Here is a 16246-nt window from a genome sequence, read left to right on the forward strand (position 1 = left end):
ATTGCCGCGCGCGGCATTTCAGAATCCGTCGCCGCCGGCCTGTTGCCAGGGCTTCACGAGATTGCCGAAGCGGGTGAAGCGGCCCTCGAAGCTCAGTTCCACGGTCCCGATCGGCCCGTGGCGCTGCTTGCCGATGATGACCTCGGCCTTGCCGTGCACCTGCTCCATGATCTCCTGCCAGGCGGCCATCTTCTCAAGCTCATGGTCGCCGGGCTTCTCGCGTTCCTTGTAGTATTCGTCGCGGTAGACGAACATCACGACGTCGGCGTCCTGCTCGATCGAGCCGGATTCCCGCAGGTCCGAAAGCTGCGGCCGCTTGTCCTCGCGGCTCTCGACCTGACGCGACAGCTGCGAAAGCGCCACGACGGGGATATTAAGTTCCTTCGCCAGGGCCTTGAGGCCCATGGAAATTTCGGCGATCTCCTGCACCCGGTTGTCGCCCTTGCCGGTGCCGCGCAGAAGCTGAAGGTAGTCGACCATCACGACATCCAGCCCGTGCGTCCGCTTCAGCCGGCGGCATCGCGCCGTGACCTGGCTGATCGGCAGCGCCGGCGTGTCGTCGATGTAGAGCGGGCAGGTCTCGAGCGCCTTCGCCGCCTCGACGAAGCGGCGGAACTCGGCCTCGGTCATGTCGCCGCGGCGAATGTTTTCCGACGGCACCTCGGACGCTTCGGAGAGGATCCGCGCCGCAAGCTGCTCCGACGACATTTCGAGCGAGAAGAAGCCGACGACGCCCCCCTCGACCGCGCCCTCGCTGCCGTCGTGACGCCGGCCGCGCTTGTAGGCCTTGGCGATGTTGAAGGCGATGTTGGTCGCAAGCGAGGTCTTGCCCATCGAGGGACGGCCCGCGAGGATCAGAAGGTCCGAAGGGTGCAGGCCGCCGAGCTTCTTGTCGAGGTCGACGAGCCCGGTCGACACCCCCGCCAGACCGCCCTCGCGCTGATAGGCGGCAAGCGCCGACTGCACCGCCTCGGTCGTGGCCTTCAGGAAGGAGACGAAGCCCTTTTCGGCGGTTCCCTGCTCGGCCAGCGTGTAAAGCCGCTGCTCGGCCTCGGTGATCTGGTCCTTCGGATCGTTGTCGACCTCGATCGTCTTGGCGCGGTCCGAGATATCCTGGCCCAGCCGGATCAGTTCGCGCCGGACGGCCAGCTCGTAGATCATCTGCGCATAGTCGCGCGCCGCGAAGGCAGAGATCGCGGCGCCGGCGAGCCGCGCCAGATAGGCGGGCCCGCCAAGCGCCTTCAGCCCCTCGTCCTCTTCCAGATAGCCTTTCAGCGTCACCGGAGAGGCCAATGCGTTCTTCTGGATCCGCGCCACCGCGATCTCGAAGATGCGGGCGTGGACCGGCTCGAAGAAATGCTCGGCCTTCACGAGCGCGGCGATCCGGTCGTAGATGTCGTTGTTCGTCAGGACCGCCCCGAGGAGCTGCTGCTCGGCCTCGATGTTATGCGGAAGCGCATCGTTTTCCGGCTGCGGCGGAACCGCCCGGATCGTCGCCACGTCGTTCATTCTGTCCCCCGTTATCGGCCAAGGGATATGCGCCATCCGGGCCACCCATGCAAATTGTATATTGCTGTGGATGACCGGTGGATAAGCGCGCTGCCGCAAGATGATGGGGTCAGCCCATGCTGTCTGTCAACATCTGCGCCAATTTCGGCTTCGGAACGGCAGGGGCTGGCCGGCGCCCCGCCATCACTCCTTGCGGTTTGCTTCCTGCCAGGCGCGGGGGTTGGTCAGGAAGGTCTCGACCTCGTCGAGGGTGCCGGAATCGAAGGCGCCCGATTCGCGTGCTTCGGCCAGGACGTCCCACCATGTGCAGAGGAAATGGAGCGCCACGCCATGGTCGGCGAGCGTCTTCACCGTCTCGGGGAAGATGCCGTAGTAGAAGATTACCGCGGTGTTCGCGCAGGTAGCCCCGGTCGCGCGGATCGCGTCGACGAAGGAGAGCTTCGATCCGCCGTCGGTCGTGAGATCCTCGACGAGGAGAACGCGCTGTCCTTCGCTCATCGAGCCCTCGATGCGGGCATTGCGGCCGTAACCCTTGGGCTTCTTGCGCACATAGGTCATCGGCAGCGCCAGCCTCTCGGCCACCATCGCGGCGAACGGGATGCCCGCCGTCTCGCCGCCGGCGATGTTGTCGAAGGCCTCGAACCCCGCCTCGCGCATCACCGTTACCGCCATGAAGTCCATCAGGGTGGAGCGGATGCGCGGGAAGGAGATCAGCTTGCGGCAGTCGATATAGGTTGGCGACGGGAGGCCCGAGGCGAGGATGAAGGGCTCGTCCGCGTTGAAGTGCACGGCCCTGATCTCCAGGAGCATTCGCGCCGTCAGCCGGGCGATTTCCTCTTTCGGCGGGAAGGAACTGGGGATCATGTCGCGTCCTTTCGTGCTTTCATCTTGCGAAAAATACCTCCCGCGGAGCGTCCGGCGGTGATGTCATGCGCCTCCGGCGGAGGTATTTCGGGCAAGATGAATGATCAATCTCTCACATGCCAGCGGACCGGGAAACCGGGATCGAAGACGGTGACCGGGCCTGCGCCGGTGTCGATCTTCGCGGGCCAGCGCGCGGCCTCGGCGGTCTTCGCCAGCGTAAGGTGGCCCGGATTGGGCTTCAGGCCGTAGAAAGCCGCGCCGTTCAGCGAGGTGAAGGCTTCGAGCCGGTCGAGCGCGCCGTCCTCCTCGAAGACATGGGCGAGGATCGGCATCGTATTGGTCGCGGTGAAGCAGCCGGCGCAGCCGCAGGCGTTTTCCTTCAGGGGATCGGCATGCGGGGCCGAGTCGGTTCCGAGAAAGAAGCGCACCTCGCCCGAGGTTGCCGCCTCGCGGAGCGCCAGCCGGTGGACCTCGCGTTTGGCCACGGGCAGGCAGTAGTAATGCGGCCTGATCCCGCCGACGAGGATGTGGTTGCGGTTGATGATCAGGTGATGCGTGGTGATCGTCGCGCCAAGATCCGCGCCGCCCGAACGGGCGTAGGCGACGCCCTCTTTCGTGGTGATATGCTCCATCACCACCTTCAGGCCGGGCGTCGCGCGGCGGATCGGGTCGAGGACGCGGTCGATGAACACCGCCTCGCGATCGAAGATGTCGACGGCCGGATCCGTCACTTCGCCGTGGACGCAAAGCGGCAGGCCGATCCCGGCCATCGTCTCCAGCACCCCGCGCACCTTGTCGAAATCGCGCACGCCGGATTGCGAATTGGTCGTGGCCCCGGCGGGATAGAGCTTCACCGCCCGCACGAGGCCGGAGGCCGCCGCCGCGGCGACATCCGACGGGGCGGTCGCCTCGGTCAGGTAGAGCGTCATCAGGGGTTCGAACGTCTGTCCCTCGGGCAGGGCGGCGAGGATGCGGTCACGGTACGCGGCCGCTTCGGCCGCTGTCACGACCGGCGGCACGAGGTTCGGCATGACGATGGCGCGGGCGAAGTGGCGCGCGGTTTCCGGCAGCACGCCTTCCAGCATCGCGCCGTCGCGCAGATGAAGGTGCATGTCGTCGGGGCGGCGGAGGGTCAGGGTCTGGCTCATGCCGTTCGCCCTACACGTTTCGGGCGCGGCTTTCCACGGGTCCGAGGGGGCGGGGCCAAAGAAAATGCGCCGCAACGCTACCGGAAGCTTCGAATGCGGCCAGCTCTGGCGCGGCGAGCCGAACGTCGCCACGTTCCTCGAATGTCTTGCCACTGTGCTGTGGATACCGGCGATCTCGCTCCGCCGACGCAAGTGCCGGTGGACTTGGCCTTCGAGGCGGTTGCGGGTGCCTGAGCCGCTCGCCGAAACGTGTGGTCGCCGTGAGGGACCGCCCGTGGTAGACTGAATGCATCGGTGACGTCTGGACCCCTGACCCCGATCGCATAGGGCCGTCGTCCGGCCGCACCGCCCATGTGGCAGAGCGGGGTAGGAACCATGGCCAACACGATCGGAAATCCGCTGTCCTGGGGGGCCCATGTTCTCGGGCTTGCGGGACACGATATAAGCGCGGTGACGCGCGAACTCGGGGGCGAGGGGTCGGCGCCACCGGCGGTGCGGCGCATCGGTGTCGCCGACTTGCGGGCGGCGCTCAGGCTCGGCCTCGCCGATTTCTCGGCGCTGCGCTCGGACGTGCTTGTTGCCGGGCTTCTCTACCCGATCATCGGCGCCTGCCTGATCTGGGCGGCATTCCACCGCAGCCTTCTGCCGCTCGCCTTTCCGCTTCTGTCGGGTTTTGCGCTGGTCGGGCCGGCCGCGGCGGTCGGGCTTTACGAGATGAGCCGGCGGCGCGAGGCCGGGAAGTCGGCGGGGTGGGCGGACGGATTCGCCGTCCTTTCCTCACCGCGCTTCGGCGCGATCCTCGTGCTGGCGCTGGCACATCTTGCGGTCTTCTTCGTCTGGATCCTCACTGCCTACGGGATTTTCCTGATGACGATGGGGCCCGAGCTTCCGACCTCGGCCAGTGCCTTCTTCTCCGAAGCGGTAAGCACGCCGTCAGGCTGGGCGATGATCGCGCTCGGCATTCCCGCGGGCTTCGTCTTCGCGGTTCTGGTACTGGCGACAAGCGTCGTGTCGTTCCCGTTGCTGATCGACCGGCCGGTCGGGCTGCCGGTCGCGGTCGTGACCTCGTTCCGGGTGGCGCGGGAAAATCCGGTCACGGTCGCGCTCTGGGGGCTGATCGTGGTGGTGCTGCTGGCGGCGGGATCGGCCGTCCTCCTTCTCGGCCTTGCGGTCACGATGCCGATCCTCGGCCACGCGACCTGGCACCTCTACCGCCGCGCGGTGGCGCCCGCCTGAGGGGCAATCCGCCGATCCCGGCCCGATCGCAGGGCCGGACTTGCGCGCGCGCGCGCTCCGACGCAGACTTGCGTCAGGGGCGCGGCACGGCGCCCGCGAGAGGATCGGGCAGAAGATGAACAAGATTGCAGCGAGCATGATCCTGGCCGCCGGCCTTGGCGGTTGCACACAGGATCCCGGATTCGTCGGCGTGGCCGGTGTGCGCGAGGCGACGGCGGCGGAGGTTGGCGCCTGTGCCTATATCAGCGATATCCGCATGAAGCCGGGCGTCTACGGCGCTCTGGCCGATCAGGGTGTGAAATACGCCCGGAACAAGATCATGGCAGACGCCCGCGATGGCGGGGCGAACACGGTCGTTTTCGATCCGGTGACGCCGGGCAGCGATATCTACGAGCTTCACGCCGTCGCCTATCGCTGCTGATCTTCCGCCGGATCAGCGGCGCCGCGACGGGGGAAGACGTTCGCCCGCCGCCGAAAGTTCGCTTTCCAGCTGCGCGAGGCGGGTCTTGAACACCGGCGCGTCGAGGCGCGCGGTCACGTTGCGGCAGAGAAGGGCCGCAAGACGCACCCGGCCATCCTGATCGAGCCGGGCAAGGAGATTGCGCAGGTAGGGGCGGTAATTGCGCCGCGCCCTGTAGAAGATGCGGAAGAGCCGCGTGTCGAAGGCGCCGGTGGCCGCCGCCGCCAGGATCGACGGCAGGATGCGCATGTGGTCGAGCGTCGTGCCGATGTCGCGGCCGAGGTTGCGGCAGGGCAGGAGCGTGATATGGCTTCGCGCGAAGAGCGCGGCATGCATCGCGTCGAGGTTCTGCTCGGGGTCGAAGATCACGTAGACCGGCCCCGCGCCTTCGGTCATGTCGGGGGCATAGCCGTAGCGGTCGGTGAAGGAGGTCCGCCGCATCTCCAGATAGCGCGGGTCCCATCCGGCGACGGACGGGTCGAGCGTCGCCTGCGGCGCGCCCAGGATCACCGTCGCCCCCGGCGCGGTGACCGAAAAGGCGGCGGCGGCATAGCCGGCCATGCCCGCGCCCCAGAAGACGACCTGGTCGAAATCCTCGAAGAACGCGTCGTCGACGAGCCGGTCGAAATAGGCGAAGACGGCCTTGTCGCGGTACCAGGTATCGCCGCGGGCGATCAGGCACAGATGCGACCAGCCGCGCCCCTTGGCCACGTGGTAACCGAGCGGCAGTTGACCCGGCTGGCTTTGCCGGATCGAGGCGACGGTTTCGAACGTGACGATGAGGGTCGGGCTTTCATCGAGGAAGAAGGCGGCATGCGACGAACCGAGCCGCTGGAAGTAGCCCGCTTCCTCGCCAATCTCCTCGATCCGCGCGAACCAATCCGCATCGGACAGGGACCGAGGGTCCGCTGTACTCGCGTCGTCGCTCTGCATACCCCACCGCACCCAAACACTTCCCGGTGATCAATCTGCGTCCGAGGTGCCGGCGCGCGCAAGCCGCCAGAAACGGCGTCTTTGATTTCATTGACGATTTTAGGTGAATTTGAGGGGCACTGTTTCCCCGGCCGGCTTCAATCGGGATCGCCGCCCGACTCTGTTTCCGACGCGGCGCGGGCCGCGTAAGTCGCGATGATTCCGTGCTCTTCTCTCGAAAGTGGTCGGCTCGGCGGGGTCATCATCAACCGGCCGAAGAGCCCGCGCCACACCTCCTCGCGCATAAGGGTCTCGAACCGGGCGCGACGCCAGGCGACGGCGGCCCCGTGCAGGGGGCCGAGCACGGCGTCGGCGCGAAGCGCCTCCCGAATGGGCGCGGAGTGTGGGGCAAGGGCGAGGATCGTGCGATCCTCCGCGTCGCAGAAGTTGCGCTCCACCCAGTAGGAAAGGTCGAAAGCCGAGGCGTCGCGGTTGGCCCGCCCGCGATCGCATTTGACGACATAGCTTTCCATCGAGCCGAGGGCGTAATGGTTCAACTGCACCAACCGGTAGTTGTCCTGGCCATAATGCGAAAAGACCCGGCCGGTATGGAAGGAGGGCGGCAATTTACGCCCCGATCCGTCGAACCAGCGCTGATTGCCCAGCCGGGTCCGGTCGGGCTGGCGCGGCCGGTGGACGCCGAGCTTGCCGTAGGTTCCGTCGTTGCGGAAAAGCGTCTTGAAAAGGGCCGCTCGCCACGGCCAGCCCATCACCGCCGGTGCCGCGCGTGTAAATGTCTCCGGCACCGGGCGGTCCTCGTAGGGGCGCAGCCCGCAATTGCCGAAGAGCCGCCAGGTGAGCGGGATCGCCGTCGCACCGGGCAGCGCGTCGAGCAGGGCGCCGACACTGCGGTCGCCGACATGAATGTTCACGAATTCGTCGATGTCGAGGAAGAGGATCCAGTCTGCCGATGTGGTCACGGGATGTCTGTCGGCAAGCTTCAGCGCTTCCCATTGCGGGCCCTTCGGGTGCGGGCCCGGATTGCGGATGTGGGTCAACCATCCCATCGCCTGCAGCCGGTCGAGCATTGCGTCGGTGCCGTCGTCGCAATCGTTCGAGAGGACGAGGAAATCGGTGAAGCCACAGGCGCGGTGATGGGCGAGCCAGTCGATGAGAAAGGCGCTCTCGTTCTTCACGGTCAGGATCGCGAGGATTTTTCGCGCGGGGCTCGGCATCGCCATCAGGGTCCGGGGGGAGGCGGGTTTCGGTTGACGGTCAGCGCGGTTGCGGCCCCCTCGGGCAAGGTGCGTTGCCTGTCTCTATCGGTCATGTTCCGACCGACCGTTAGCATGGGGGGGCGCTCTCGCAAAGGGCGGCAGTCTCCTGAGCGGGGGATCAAGGGTTTGCAATGCCCGGTTCATCGCTCAGAATGCCGGGAAAACAAGGGCCCCGGTGGCCGAGGAAACCGAAGGCAGGCAATGGCACGCAGGAGGGAAGTCGCAACGCTCTGGACCGGCGGCCGGCTGAGCTGGTTCGAGCAGCTCTGCCTGAAATCCTTTGTCGACAAGGGCCAGAAGGTCACGCTGTTTTCCTATGCCGATGTTCCGAACGTGCCCGAGGGCGTGATCCGCCGCGACGGGCGCGAGATCGTCGAGGCCGATGCGCTGGCGGCAGACGGAACCGTGGTGAACGACGCGCTTTTCGCGGACTGGTTCCGCATCCGGATGCTCCGCAACTGCTCCGGCACGATCTGGGTCGATCCGGATGTCTATTGCCACCGGCCGATGGGCTATGACGGCGATTACGTGCTTGGCTACGAGACGTCGGAGGGCGATCGGGTCGGTGTGTCGGTCCTCGGCCTGCCGGTCCACAGCCCGATCCTCGCCGATCTGGCCGGCTTCATGTCCGATCCCTTCGCGGTCCCGCCATACCTCAAGAAATCTCTGATCGAGGCGTACGAGGCCGCGAAAATCGCCGGCAACCCGGTCCATGCCAGCCGTCAGCCGGCCGGTGTCTGGGGCGCGCCGATGATCACCCATTTCGCCGACCGGCACCGGCTGAAGGGCAAGATGCAGCCTGCCGATGCGTTCTATCCGGTCAACCTTCCCGAACGCCGGCTCTTTCTCCAAGACCCCGGCAAGGTCGAGGCGATGCTGACCGGGCGGACGACGGCGCTGCCGCTTTGGGCGGCGAACCGGCGCGAGATCGCGCTGCGGCATGGCGGCCTGCCGCCGAAGGGCTCTTATCTGGAGATGCTGGCGGCACGGCATGGGATCCCGGCCGAGAAGGCAATCATCGAGGAGAGGGGCGGCACGGCCGAGGATGCGGACCTTCTCGACCTGCTTCCCGAAGGCTCACGGATCGGGACGCTGGCCGATCTCGGCGGCACGGCGCAACCGCTGGCGCTGGCGGCGCATGCCCGGGATGGCTGCCGGATCGTCCTTGTCGACATCGACGGGCGCGGCGCGTTCGCGAAAACCGAAAGCGCCTGGGTTCCGCGATATCTCACGGCGCTTTCGGCGGCGGGCGTCCCGGCGCACCGGGTCAGCGTCGTTCGCGACGCGGCGGAGCTTGTGCCTTTCGATCTCGTCTGCAACCTCTCGGGCTTCGGCGATATCCACAAGGTCCAGCGGTTGGGGCCGTTCCTCAGCGCCTGTTTCCATCCCGGCAGCCTCATGCTGATGGATATCCGCAAGGGATCGGGCAGCTTCCCCTTCCTGAAGCCGTTCGGCACTTGCGAGACGGTATCGTCGCGCGACGACGGGGGCGTGCCGGTCAGCCGGGTTCTCTTCCGTCCGACGCCGCCGGATCGGTGAGGGCGCGCGGCCAGAGCCGCATCGCGCCCAGCGTCGCCAGCGCCGCGAGAAGTCCGAGCAGGACCGCCGCCGTGGTCATCCCCGCCCAGGCGCCGAGAAGGCCGGCGAGCGGATAGGTGACGAGCCAGCAAAGATGCGATAGCGCGAATTGCGCGGCGAAAAGGGCCGGGCGTTCGCCGGCGTCGGCGGAGCGCCGCAGGAGCCTGCCGGTCGGGGTCAGAATTGTGGAATAGGCAAGTCCGGTCGCCGCCATCCAGAGAAGATAGGTGGGCCAGAGATCCGCCGCGAAGGCGGGGGCGAGGGCGAGGATGACGGCCCCGAAGATCAGGCTGACGCTCAACCCGACGGCGCCGGTCAGCATCACGAGCCTGTCGGGCAGGGTGCCGAGAAGCCGTGGCAGGGCAAGGGCGGCGATCATCGAGCCGACGCCGAACGCCCCGGTGGCGATGGCGACGGAGGCCTTGCTGCCGCCGAAGAGCGTGCCGACGATCACGGCCGTGTTGACGATGACCATCGCACCGCCGGCCGCCGCCGCGAAGTTCAGCGCGAAAAGCCCCCTGAGGCGGGGTGTCGCGAGAAAGATCCGCGTCCCGGCCGAGGTCCGCTGCCAGACATTTCCTGCCGGCCGGCTGGCGGCGCGGGGTGGATTGGCCCGCCACACAAGCGCTGCGGAGCCGAGGAACCCCAGCGCCGTCCCGAAGAAAAGCGCGTTCGCAGGGAGCAGCGTCAGGAGGAGCGCCGCGAGCGCCGGGCTTGCCAGGTTCTCGACGTCGAGCGCGAGGCGCGAGAGCGAAAGTGCCGAGGTATAGGTTCGCTCGTCCGGCAATATGTCGGGGATCGTCGCCTGAAAGGTCGGGGTGAAGGCGGCCGAGGCGGTCTGGAGCGCGAAGATCAGGACGTAGATCTGCCAGATCTCGGTCACGAAGGGCAGCATGAGCGCGATTGCGGCGCGAACGATGTCGAGCGCCACGAGAAGCTCGCGCCTCGGCAGGTGGCCGAGAACCGCGTTCGCAATGGGCGCGATGCCGACATAGGCGACCATTTTCAGCGTCAGGGCGAAGCCGAGGACAAGACCTCCCTGCGCCCCGGCGATGTCGTAGGCGAGAAGCGCGAGTGCGATCGTCAGCAAGCCCGTCCCGAGAAGTGCCGTCACCTGTGCGCCGAAGAGGCGGGCGAAGGTGCGGTTCGCAAGGGGGGCGAGAAGGGACACGCTCACTCAGGCGCGCCTCAGCGTCGCGGTCAGAAGCCCCATGCCGATCAGCGCCCCGCCGCCGACCCGGTTGAGCCAGAGCCGGGTGGAGGGCCTCCGCATCCTTTCCCGCATTCCCGCGGCGAGGAGCGCATAGGCGAGCGCGTTGAGCGTGGCGAGTGTCACGAAGGTCGCGATCAGGATCGCGAACTGAGGGGCGAGCGGGGCTTCGGTGTGCAGGAACTGCGGCACGAAGGCGATGAAGAAGGCGATGGATTTCGGGTTGAGCGCGGTGACGGCGGCGGCATGGCCGAAGACCCCGTGCGCAGGAAGCGCGGCCGAGGTGTCGACGCCGAGGCTGCTTACGGGACGAGACCTGAGAAGTTTGACCCCGAGCCACACCAGATAGACGGCACCCACCCATTTCAGCGCGGTGAACAGCGTGGCCGAGGCCAGCACGAGGGCGCCGAGCCCGAGAAGCGACGCGGTCATCGCGACGAAATCGCCAAGCGCCACGCCGGCGGCAGTGGCCAGCGCCACCTTTCGGCCCTGGCTCAGCGCGTAGCTCAGCACGAGGATGACCGTCGGCCCCGGAATCGCCAGGAGAACCGACGAGGCGGCGACGAAGGCAAGCCAAAGCTCAAAGGACATGGGCGACTCCTGAAGGGACCGGCGCGAGCGAGCCACGCGCGGCGCGCCATGTCAACGCCTGCCGCGCCTTCCGCCGGCCCGGCCGACGATCGGCGCGACGAGAATGACGAAGAAGATCCGGGTCAGATGGTGCGCGACGACGAAGCCGACATCGGCGCCGGCGACGATCGCGATCATCGCCATTTCTGCCTGGCCGCCGGGCAGGAACGACAGGAGGATGTCTACGAACGGCGCGTCGGACACGAAGGTGACGCCCTCGATGAAAAGGAGCGAGACGAGGGCCAGAAGGGTGGCAAAGGCAAGACCGGCGCCGACATCGACACGCAACTCCTGCGCCGTGATGCCGGAATATTTCGCGCCGACCGTGAGGCCGATGAAGAACTGCGCGGCCCAAAGCAGCTCCGCCGGAGGCCGGTGGGTGATGAAGCCCGACATGGTGAGGATCGCCGTCAGGATCAATGGCCCGAGGATCGAGGCGCCGAACATCCCGGCGCGCTCGGCAAGCTTCCATCCGACCGGACCGGCCACCAGCATCAGCGCCATCTCGCCGTAGGGCAGATCACGAAAGGAAAGCCCCGGCGACCGCGTCAGGTCGGCGCCGTAGAACGCGGTCATCAGGAACGGGGCGGCGGTGACGATGACGAGGACGCGGGTGGCGTGGATGAGGCTCATCGCGCGCACGTCGCCGCCGGCCTCTTCGCCGAAGATCAGCATGTCCTGAAGGCCGCCGGGCATGGCGGAGTAGAAGGCGGTGGCGTGGTCAAAACCCATCACCTTTCGGAAGAACGGATAGCCGAGACCGCCGATGACGACCACGAAGGCCGGCACGAGGGCGAGGGAGGCGCCATGCGCGGGCAGACCGGCGATCAATGCGGGCGTGACGGTCGAGCCGATGGCGACACCGAGATAGGAGCGCATGAACGTGCCGAATCCGCCCATGTCGCGCAGGGTCATCCCGAAGAGCGCCGCGACAAGACAACCGAGCATCGGTCCGAGGAGAAGCGGCAGGGGCCAGCCCGCGGCGAGGAAGACCCCCGCACCCAGGAGCGCGGCGGCGATTGTGCGAAGGCGGGCGGGGGTGAACGGCATCGATCGGGGGTTCTTTCGGCGGCACGCCGGCACCTGCACCTCACAAGACTGACAGGAGCCTGACGCGCAGATGCCCGTATGGCCGCCTCGCGGGCTCGTGCGCCTGCCGGATTGCGTCGTGCCTTGAGCAATGCGCAAGGACCGGGTGGCGGGGAATTGTCACGGCACGTTAGGTCAACCGATCAGATACCGGAGGAGGTTGATATGAACCTGGTTTTCGAGGCCATGGACAGTGTGGAAGTGGCAGCGCTGCGCGCCGGCGGTCCCGACGCGAACGGCCTGCCGCCGGAGCGTGGCGCGGTGTCGAGCGGCGACGGCGCGCCCTGCCGCCATTGCCTCGGCCACGTCCCGGCAGGCGAGGAGTACCTGATCCTCGCGCATCGCCCGTTTCCCGCCTTGCAACCCTATGCGGAATGCGGGCCGATCTTCCTGTGCGCCGGCGACTGCGCCCGCTGGCCGGGTGAAGGCGTGCCGCCGATCCTGCGGACCAGCCCGGACTACCTCGTGAAAGGCTATACGGCGGATCACCGGATCCTCTACGGCTCCGGGCGTATCGTGGTGCAGTCCGGGGTCGAGGCCTATGCCGGGGAGCTGCTGGCGGATCCGAACGTTGCCTTCGTCGATGTTAGATCGGCGCGCAACAACTGCTTCCAGCTCCGCATTCGCCGGAGGTGATCCGATTGCGGCCCCGTAGCGGGGCCGTTGTTCCTGCCTCGCCGCCCCTTCTTGCGAAGGGGCGGCTCAGGTCGCCTCCGGCGGAGGCATTTCCTTCCAGCGGGATCCGAGGGGCGCTTTGCCTCTGGCGGACGGAGTTGGCCGGCGCCATAGTCGGCTCTGGAGGAGCGATGATGGACAGGCCGGACCACGACAGGATTCCCGAGATCGCGCTCGACTGGCAACGGGGCGGGGCAGGGGCGGCCCTCGCGACGGTGATCGAGACCTGGGGCTCGGCGCCGCGGCCGGTGGGCAGCCAGCTTGTGGTCTCGGGCACGGGCGAGATGATGGGCTCGGTGTCCGGCGGCTGCGTCGAGGGCGCGGTTGTCGAGGAGGCGCGGGCGGCGCTGGCGGACGGCCGGTCGCGGATCCTGGCCTTCGGCGTGAGCGACGAGGAAGCGTTCGCGGTGGGTCTTGCCTGCGGGGGCACGATCCGGGTTCTGGTCGAGCCGGTGGGCGTCGGATTGTCGGAAGAGATGCTGGCGGAAATCGTCTCGGCGCGCGCGGAGCGACGGCCGGTGGCCTATGGCGTCGACCTCGAAAGCTGGGCGCGGCGGCTCGTCCCGGCCGGAGAGGGGTTTGCGGAGAGGTTCCGGGCGGACCGATCGGGTGTCGAGGGCACGGAGTTCGTCGCGATCCACAACCCGCCCTTGCGGATGGTCATCGTCGGGGCGGTCCATATCGCACAGCCGCTGGTCGCGATGGCGCGGACCTGCGGCTACGATCCCTTGATCGTCGATCCGCGCGAGGCGTTCGGGTCGGCCATGCGCTTTCCCGGCGAGACGATCAGCCACGACTGGCCGGACGAGGCGCTGGAGGCCGTCGGGCTCGATGCCCGCACGGCTGTCGTCACCCTGACCCATGATCCCAAGCTCGACGACCCGGCGATCATCGCGGCGCTGCGGTCGGAGGTCTTCTATCTCGGCTGCCTTGGCTCCACTCGCACCCATGCCAAGCGGGTGGCGCGTCTGGTCGAGGCGGGATTTTCCGACGCGGAGATCGCGCGGATCCACGCGCCTGTCGGCCATGACATCGGCGCGCAGTCGCCCGCCGAGATCGCGGTGTCGGTGCTGGCCGAGATCACCCGGGTGCTGAGGCGCGGGGCATGAGATTCGGGCCTGTGCCGGTCGCGGAGGCCGGGGGCGCGGTGCTGGCGCATTCGCTGATGGTCGGCGGGCGGAAATTGCCGAAAGGCCGGGTGCTGGCGGCGGAAGATGTCGCGGCGCTGGCGGCGGCGGGCATCGCCCTGGTGACCGTCGCGCGGCTCGACCCCGGCGATGTCGGCGAGGATGCGGCCGCCCAGCGGCTTGCCTCGGCTCTGGTCCCCGATCCGGGCCTTGCCGGGCTAAAGCTGACGGCTCCGCATGCCGGCCGGGTCAACCTGAATGCGACGGTGCCGGGGATCGTCGACATCGACGTCGACCGCATCCATGCGCTGAACCGGCTCGATCCGGCGCTGACCTTCGCGACGCTCGCGCCCTATACGCGTGCGACGCCCGGTATGCTCGTCGGGACGGTCAAGGTAATCTCATATGCGGTCGCGGGGGCGGTGCTGGACGCTGCCTGCGCGGCGGCCGGGGGGGCGGTCCGGGTCCGATCCGTCGCGCGCCGGTCGGCCGGGCTGATCCTGACCGTGGCGGGCGGTGGCGGGGCCGACGACAAGCTGGCGCGCAAGGGGTGCGAGGCGGTGGCCGGGCGGCTCCGCGCGCTCGGGATGGACCTTGCCGAGGTCGTGACGGTGCCGCATGAGACCGGCGCGATCGCGGCGGCGCTGAAGGGGCTCCGGGGCGAGATGGCGCTGATCCTGACCGGGGCGGCCACGTCGGACCTGCATGACACGGCGCCGGAGGCGGTGCGGGCGGCGGGCGGCCATGTCGCGCGGTTCGGGATGCCGGTCGATCCGGGGAATCTGTTGTTCCTCGGATCGTTTGGCGACCGGCCCCTGATCGGGCTGCCGAGCTGCGCGCGATCCCCGGCGCTCAACGGCGCGGACTGGGCTCTGGAGCGTCTGGCCTGCGGGATCGAGGTGAGCGATCTGGATATCGCCGCGATGGGGGTGGGCGGGCTTTTGAAGGAAATCCCGATTCGACCCGCGCCGCGGGAGGCGCGACCAGCCCGGGGCTAATCAGGGCGGGTGGGGAGGGGAGCATTTGGCAACGTGCCATCCGGTTCGGACGTCACGCGTCTGGCTTTTCTGGGCGCGGCGGTGTGATGACACGGCCCGGGCGCCATTTACCCATTCACGAAAGCCCGGAGAAGATCCCGGAAAGCTGGTCGGCCGCCTCAGCAGTGCCGAATGGAGCATTGACGATGAAGAGGCCGCTTCCGGTCATGCCGTGGTCCTCCTTCGCGGGCGGAAAGCGAACCTCGTGGCGCAGCGCCTTCGGCAGCGCCATGCGATCAAGCTCGGCCAGCATCGGCAGATGCGCGGCGCGGGCGAGGATCGGATACCAGAGAACGATCACGCCCACGTTCCACTTCGCGTGGATATTGCCGATCAGCGGCGGTAGCGCGGCGTAGTCGGCCTTCACCTCGTAGCTCGGGTCGATCAGCATGAGCCCCCGGCGCGGGTCAGGCGGGGTGCGGGCGAGGGCGAAGCGCGCTCCGTCCTCCTGCCGGCAATCGGCACCATACGGGCCAATAGTGGCTTTGAGGGCAGCGAATTCCTGCGGATGAAGGTCGGCAAGATGCATCCGGTCGCCCGGGCGCAGGGACATGGCCGCGACGAGCGGCGAGCCGGGATAGGCCGACGCGCCATAGCGGGCGCGGACGTCGGCCAGAACCCGCAGATAGGGATGATCCGGCGGAAAGAGCGCCTCCGCCCGTCCGATCCCCGCCGCTGCTTCTCCGGTCTTCAGCGCCTCGGCCGCGTCGAGCGCGTAAAGACCGCGCCCGGCATGGGTTTCGAGGTAGGAGAGCGGTTTGTCCTTCCGGGTGAGATATCCCAGCATTGCGGCAAGAAGCGCGTGCTTGTGCACGTCGGCGAGGTTTCCGGCGTGGTAGATGTGCTGATAGGAAAGCATCGGGCACCCCGGAATGAAAAGGCCCTCCCGCCGGGAGGGCCGATATGGTCGGTCGGAACCGGCCTATTTCGGGCCGATCATCATCACCATCTGGCGGCCTTCGAGCTTCGGCATGTTCTCGATCTTGCCGATCTCCTCGACATCGGCCGCGACGCGCTTCAGGAGTTCGAGGCCAAGTTCCTGGTGCGCCATCTCGCGGCCGCGGAAGCGCAGCGTGACCTTCACCTTGTCGCCTTCCTCGAGGAACTTCTTCACCGAGCGCATCTTGACGTCGTAGTCATGCGTGTCGGTGCCGGGGCGGAACTTGATTTCCTTGATCTCGATGATCTTCTGCTTCTTGCGCGCCTCGGCTTCTTTCTTCTGCTGTTCGTATTTGAACTTGCCGAAATCCATGATCTTGCAGACCGGCGGCACAGCGTTTGGCGAAATCTCGACGAGGTCGAGACCGACTTCCTCGGCCATCTGCATGGCACGGGCCGGGGTCACGACCCCGACGTTTTCGCCCTCGGCGCCAATCAGGCGAATCTCGGGGGCGCGGATCCGGTCGTTCACGCGGGGTCCCGTGTCGCGTTGCGGCGGGGCGTTGTGCGGTCTGCGGGCTATGGTGTCATTCCTTCTGTCGTGGCCAATTCTGT

At 67.6% G+C, this 16246-nt stretch carries 16 protein-coding genes; 6 read left to right on the forward strand and 10 right to left on the reverse strand.

Annotated features, from left to right (window positions below; genetic code table 11):
• Window positions 1-18 precede the first annotated feature (18 nt).
• The 3 genes from V5734_RS09005 to pyrC all read right to left on the reverse strand — a co-directional run bounded on the left by V5734_RS09005 (window position 19) and on the right by pyrC (window position 3521).
• Window positions 19-1509 carry a replicative DNA helicase gene (locus V5734_RS09005; RefSeq protein ID WP_347313164.1) on the reverse strand — a complete coding sequence of 497 codons (1491 nt, stop codon included), beginning with the start codon at window positions 1507-1509 and terminating at the stop codon, window positions 19-21.
• Between the two features lie 183 nt (window positions 1510-1692).
• Window positions 1693-2373, reverse strand: a complete 681-nt coding sequence (locus tag V5734_RS09010) for an orotate phosphoribosyltransferase (RefSeq protein WP_347313165.1) — start codon at window positions 2371-2373, stop codon at window positions 1693-1695.
• 104 nt (window positions 2374-2477) lie between these two features.
• Window positions 2478-3521 (reverse strand): dihydroorotase, encoded by a 1044-nt coding sequence (gene pyrC / locus V5734_RS09015; RefSeq protein ID WP_347313166.1) that lies wholly within the window; start codon window positions 3519-3521, stop codon window positions 2478-2480.
• 375 nt (window positions 3522-3896) lie between these two features.
• On the opposite strand from pyrC, the gene V5734_RS09020 reads away from it, so the two are divergent.
• Window positions 3897-4757 carry a DUF2189 domain-containing protein gene (locus tag V5734_RS09020; protein ID WP_347313167.1) on the forward strand — a complete coding sequence of 287 codons (861 nt, stop codon included), beginning with the start codon at window positions 3897-3899 and terminating at the stop codon, window positions 4755-4757.
• A gap of 115 nt (window positions 4758-4872) precedes the next feature.
• Complete coding sequence (locus V5734_RS09025; RefSeq protein ID WP_347313168.1) at window positions 4873-5178, forward strand: hypothetical protein; 306 nt, start codon at window positions 4873-4875, stop codon at window positions 5176-5178.
• A gap of 12 nt (window positions 5179-5190) precedes the next feature.
• On the opposite strand, the gene V5734_RS09030 is transcribed toward V5734_RS09025, so the two are convergent.
• Both V5734_RS09030 and V5734_RS09035 read right to left on the reverse strand, forming a co-directional pair.
• A complete protein-coding gene (locus V5734_RS09030; protein WP_347313169.1) occupies window positions 5191-6150 on the reverse strand; it encodes a phosphoadenosine phosphosulfate reductase in 960 nt (319 codons plus the stop codon).
• 137 nt (window positions 6151-6287) lie between these two features.
• Entirely contained in the window at window positions 6288-7370 is a 1083-nt protein-coding gene (locus V5734_RS09035; protein ID WP_347313170.1) for a glycosyltransferase family 2 protein, read from the reverse strand.
• Between the two features lie 237 nt (window positions 7371-7607).
• Here V5734_RS09035 and V5734_RS09040 point away from each other — a divergent pair, with 237 nt between their 5' ends.
• Window positions 7608-8945 (forward strand): hypothetical protein, encoded by a 1338-nt coding sequence (locus tag V5734_RS09040; RefSeq protein ID WP_347313171.1) that lies wholly within the window; start codon window positions 7608-7610, stop codon window positions 8943-8945.
• On the opposite strand, the gene V5734_RS09045 is transcribed toward V5734_RS09040, so the two are convergent.
• From V5734_RS09045 to V5734_RS09055, 3 genes are read right to left on the reverse strand one after another with little or no spacing between them, the layout of a single operon-like run.
• Entirely contained in the window at window positions 8905-10161 is a 1257-nt protein-coding gene (locus V5734_RS09045; protein ID WP_347313172.1) for an MFS transporter, read from the reverse strand. The two genes, V5734_RS09040 and V5734_RS09045, sit on opposite strands and share 41 nt — an antisense overlap.
• Window positions 10162-10785 (reverse strand): LysE family translocator, encoded by a 624-nt coding sequence (locus V5734_RS09050; RefSeq protein ID WP_347313173.1) that lies wholly within the window; start codon window positions 10783-10785, stop codon window positions 10162-10164.
• A gap of 51 nt (window positions 10786-10836) precedes the next feature.
• Window positions 10837-11874, reverse strand: a complete 1038-nt coding sequence (locus V5734_RS09055; RefSeq protein ID WP_347313174.1) for an AbrB family transcriptional regulator — start codon at window positions 11872-11874, stop codon at window positions 10837-10839.
• A gap of 204 nt (window positions 11875-12078) precedes the next feature.
• Between V5734_RS09055 and V5734_RS09060 the strand changes: the two genes are divergently transcribed.
• The 3 genes from V5734_RS09060 to V5734_RS09070 all read left to right on the forward strand — a co-directional run bounded on the left by V5734_RS09060 (window position 12079) and on the right by V5734_RS09070 (window position 14713).
• The gene (locus V5734_RS09060; RefSeq protein WP_347313175.1) at window positions 12079-12549 is read left to right on the forward strand and encodes a DUF1203 domain-containing protein; all 471 of its coding nucleotides are present in this window, start codon (window positions 12079-12081) and stop codon (window positions 12547-12549) included.
• A 173-nt stretch (window positions 12550-12722) separates the two neighbouring features.
• Window positions 12723-13697: an XdhC family protein gene (locus V5734_RS09065; RefSeq protein ID WP_347313176.1), complete on the forward strand. Its 975-nt coding sequence runs from the start codon at window positions 12723-12725 to the stop codon at window positions 13695-13697.
• Window positions 13694-14713: a molybdopterin-binding protein gene (locus V5734_RS09070; RefSeq protein ID WP_347313177.1), complete on the forward strand. Its 1020-nt coding sequence runs from the start codon at window positions 13694-13696 to the stop codon at window positions 14711-14713. Before V5734_RS09065 ends, V5734_RS09070 begins: the two co-directional genes overlap by 4 nt.
• Before the next feature lie 115 nt (window positions 14714-14828).
• Here the strand turns inward: V5734_RS09070 and V5734_RS09075 are convergent, their stop codons facing one another.
• Both V5734_RS09075 and infC read right to left on the reverse strand, forming a co-directional pair.
• A complete protein-coding gene (locus tag V5734_RS09075; RefSeq protein WP_347313178.1) occupies window positions 14829-15611 on the reverse strand; it encodes a 23S rRNA (adenine(2030)-N(6))-methyltransferase RlmJ in 783 nt (260 codons plus the stop codon).
• Window positions 15612-15674: 63 nt separating this feature from the next.
• Entirely contained in the window at window positions 15675-16163 is a 489-nt protein-coding gene (gene infC, locus V5734_RS09080; RefSeq protein WP_432759675.1) for a translation initiation factor IF-3, read from the reverse strand.
• Window positions 16164-16246: the final 83 nt, after the last annotated feature.

Origin of the sequence: Defluviimonas sp. SAOS-178_SWC (assembly GCF_039830135.1) — a bacterium.
In the GTDB taxonomy this organism is placed as follows: Bacteria; Pseudomonadota; Alphaproteobacteria; order Rhodobacterales; family Rhodobacteraceae; genus Albidovulum.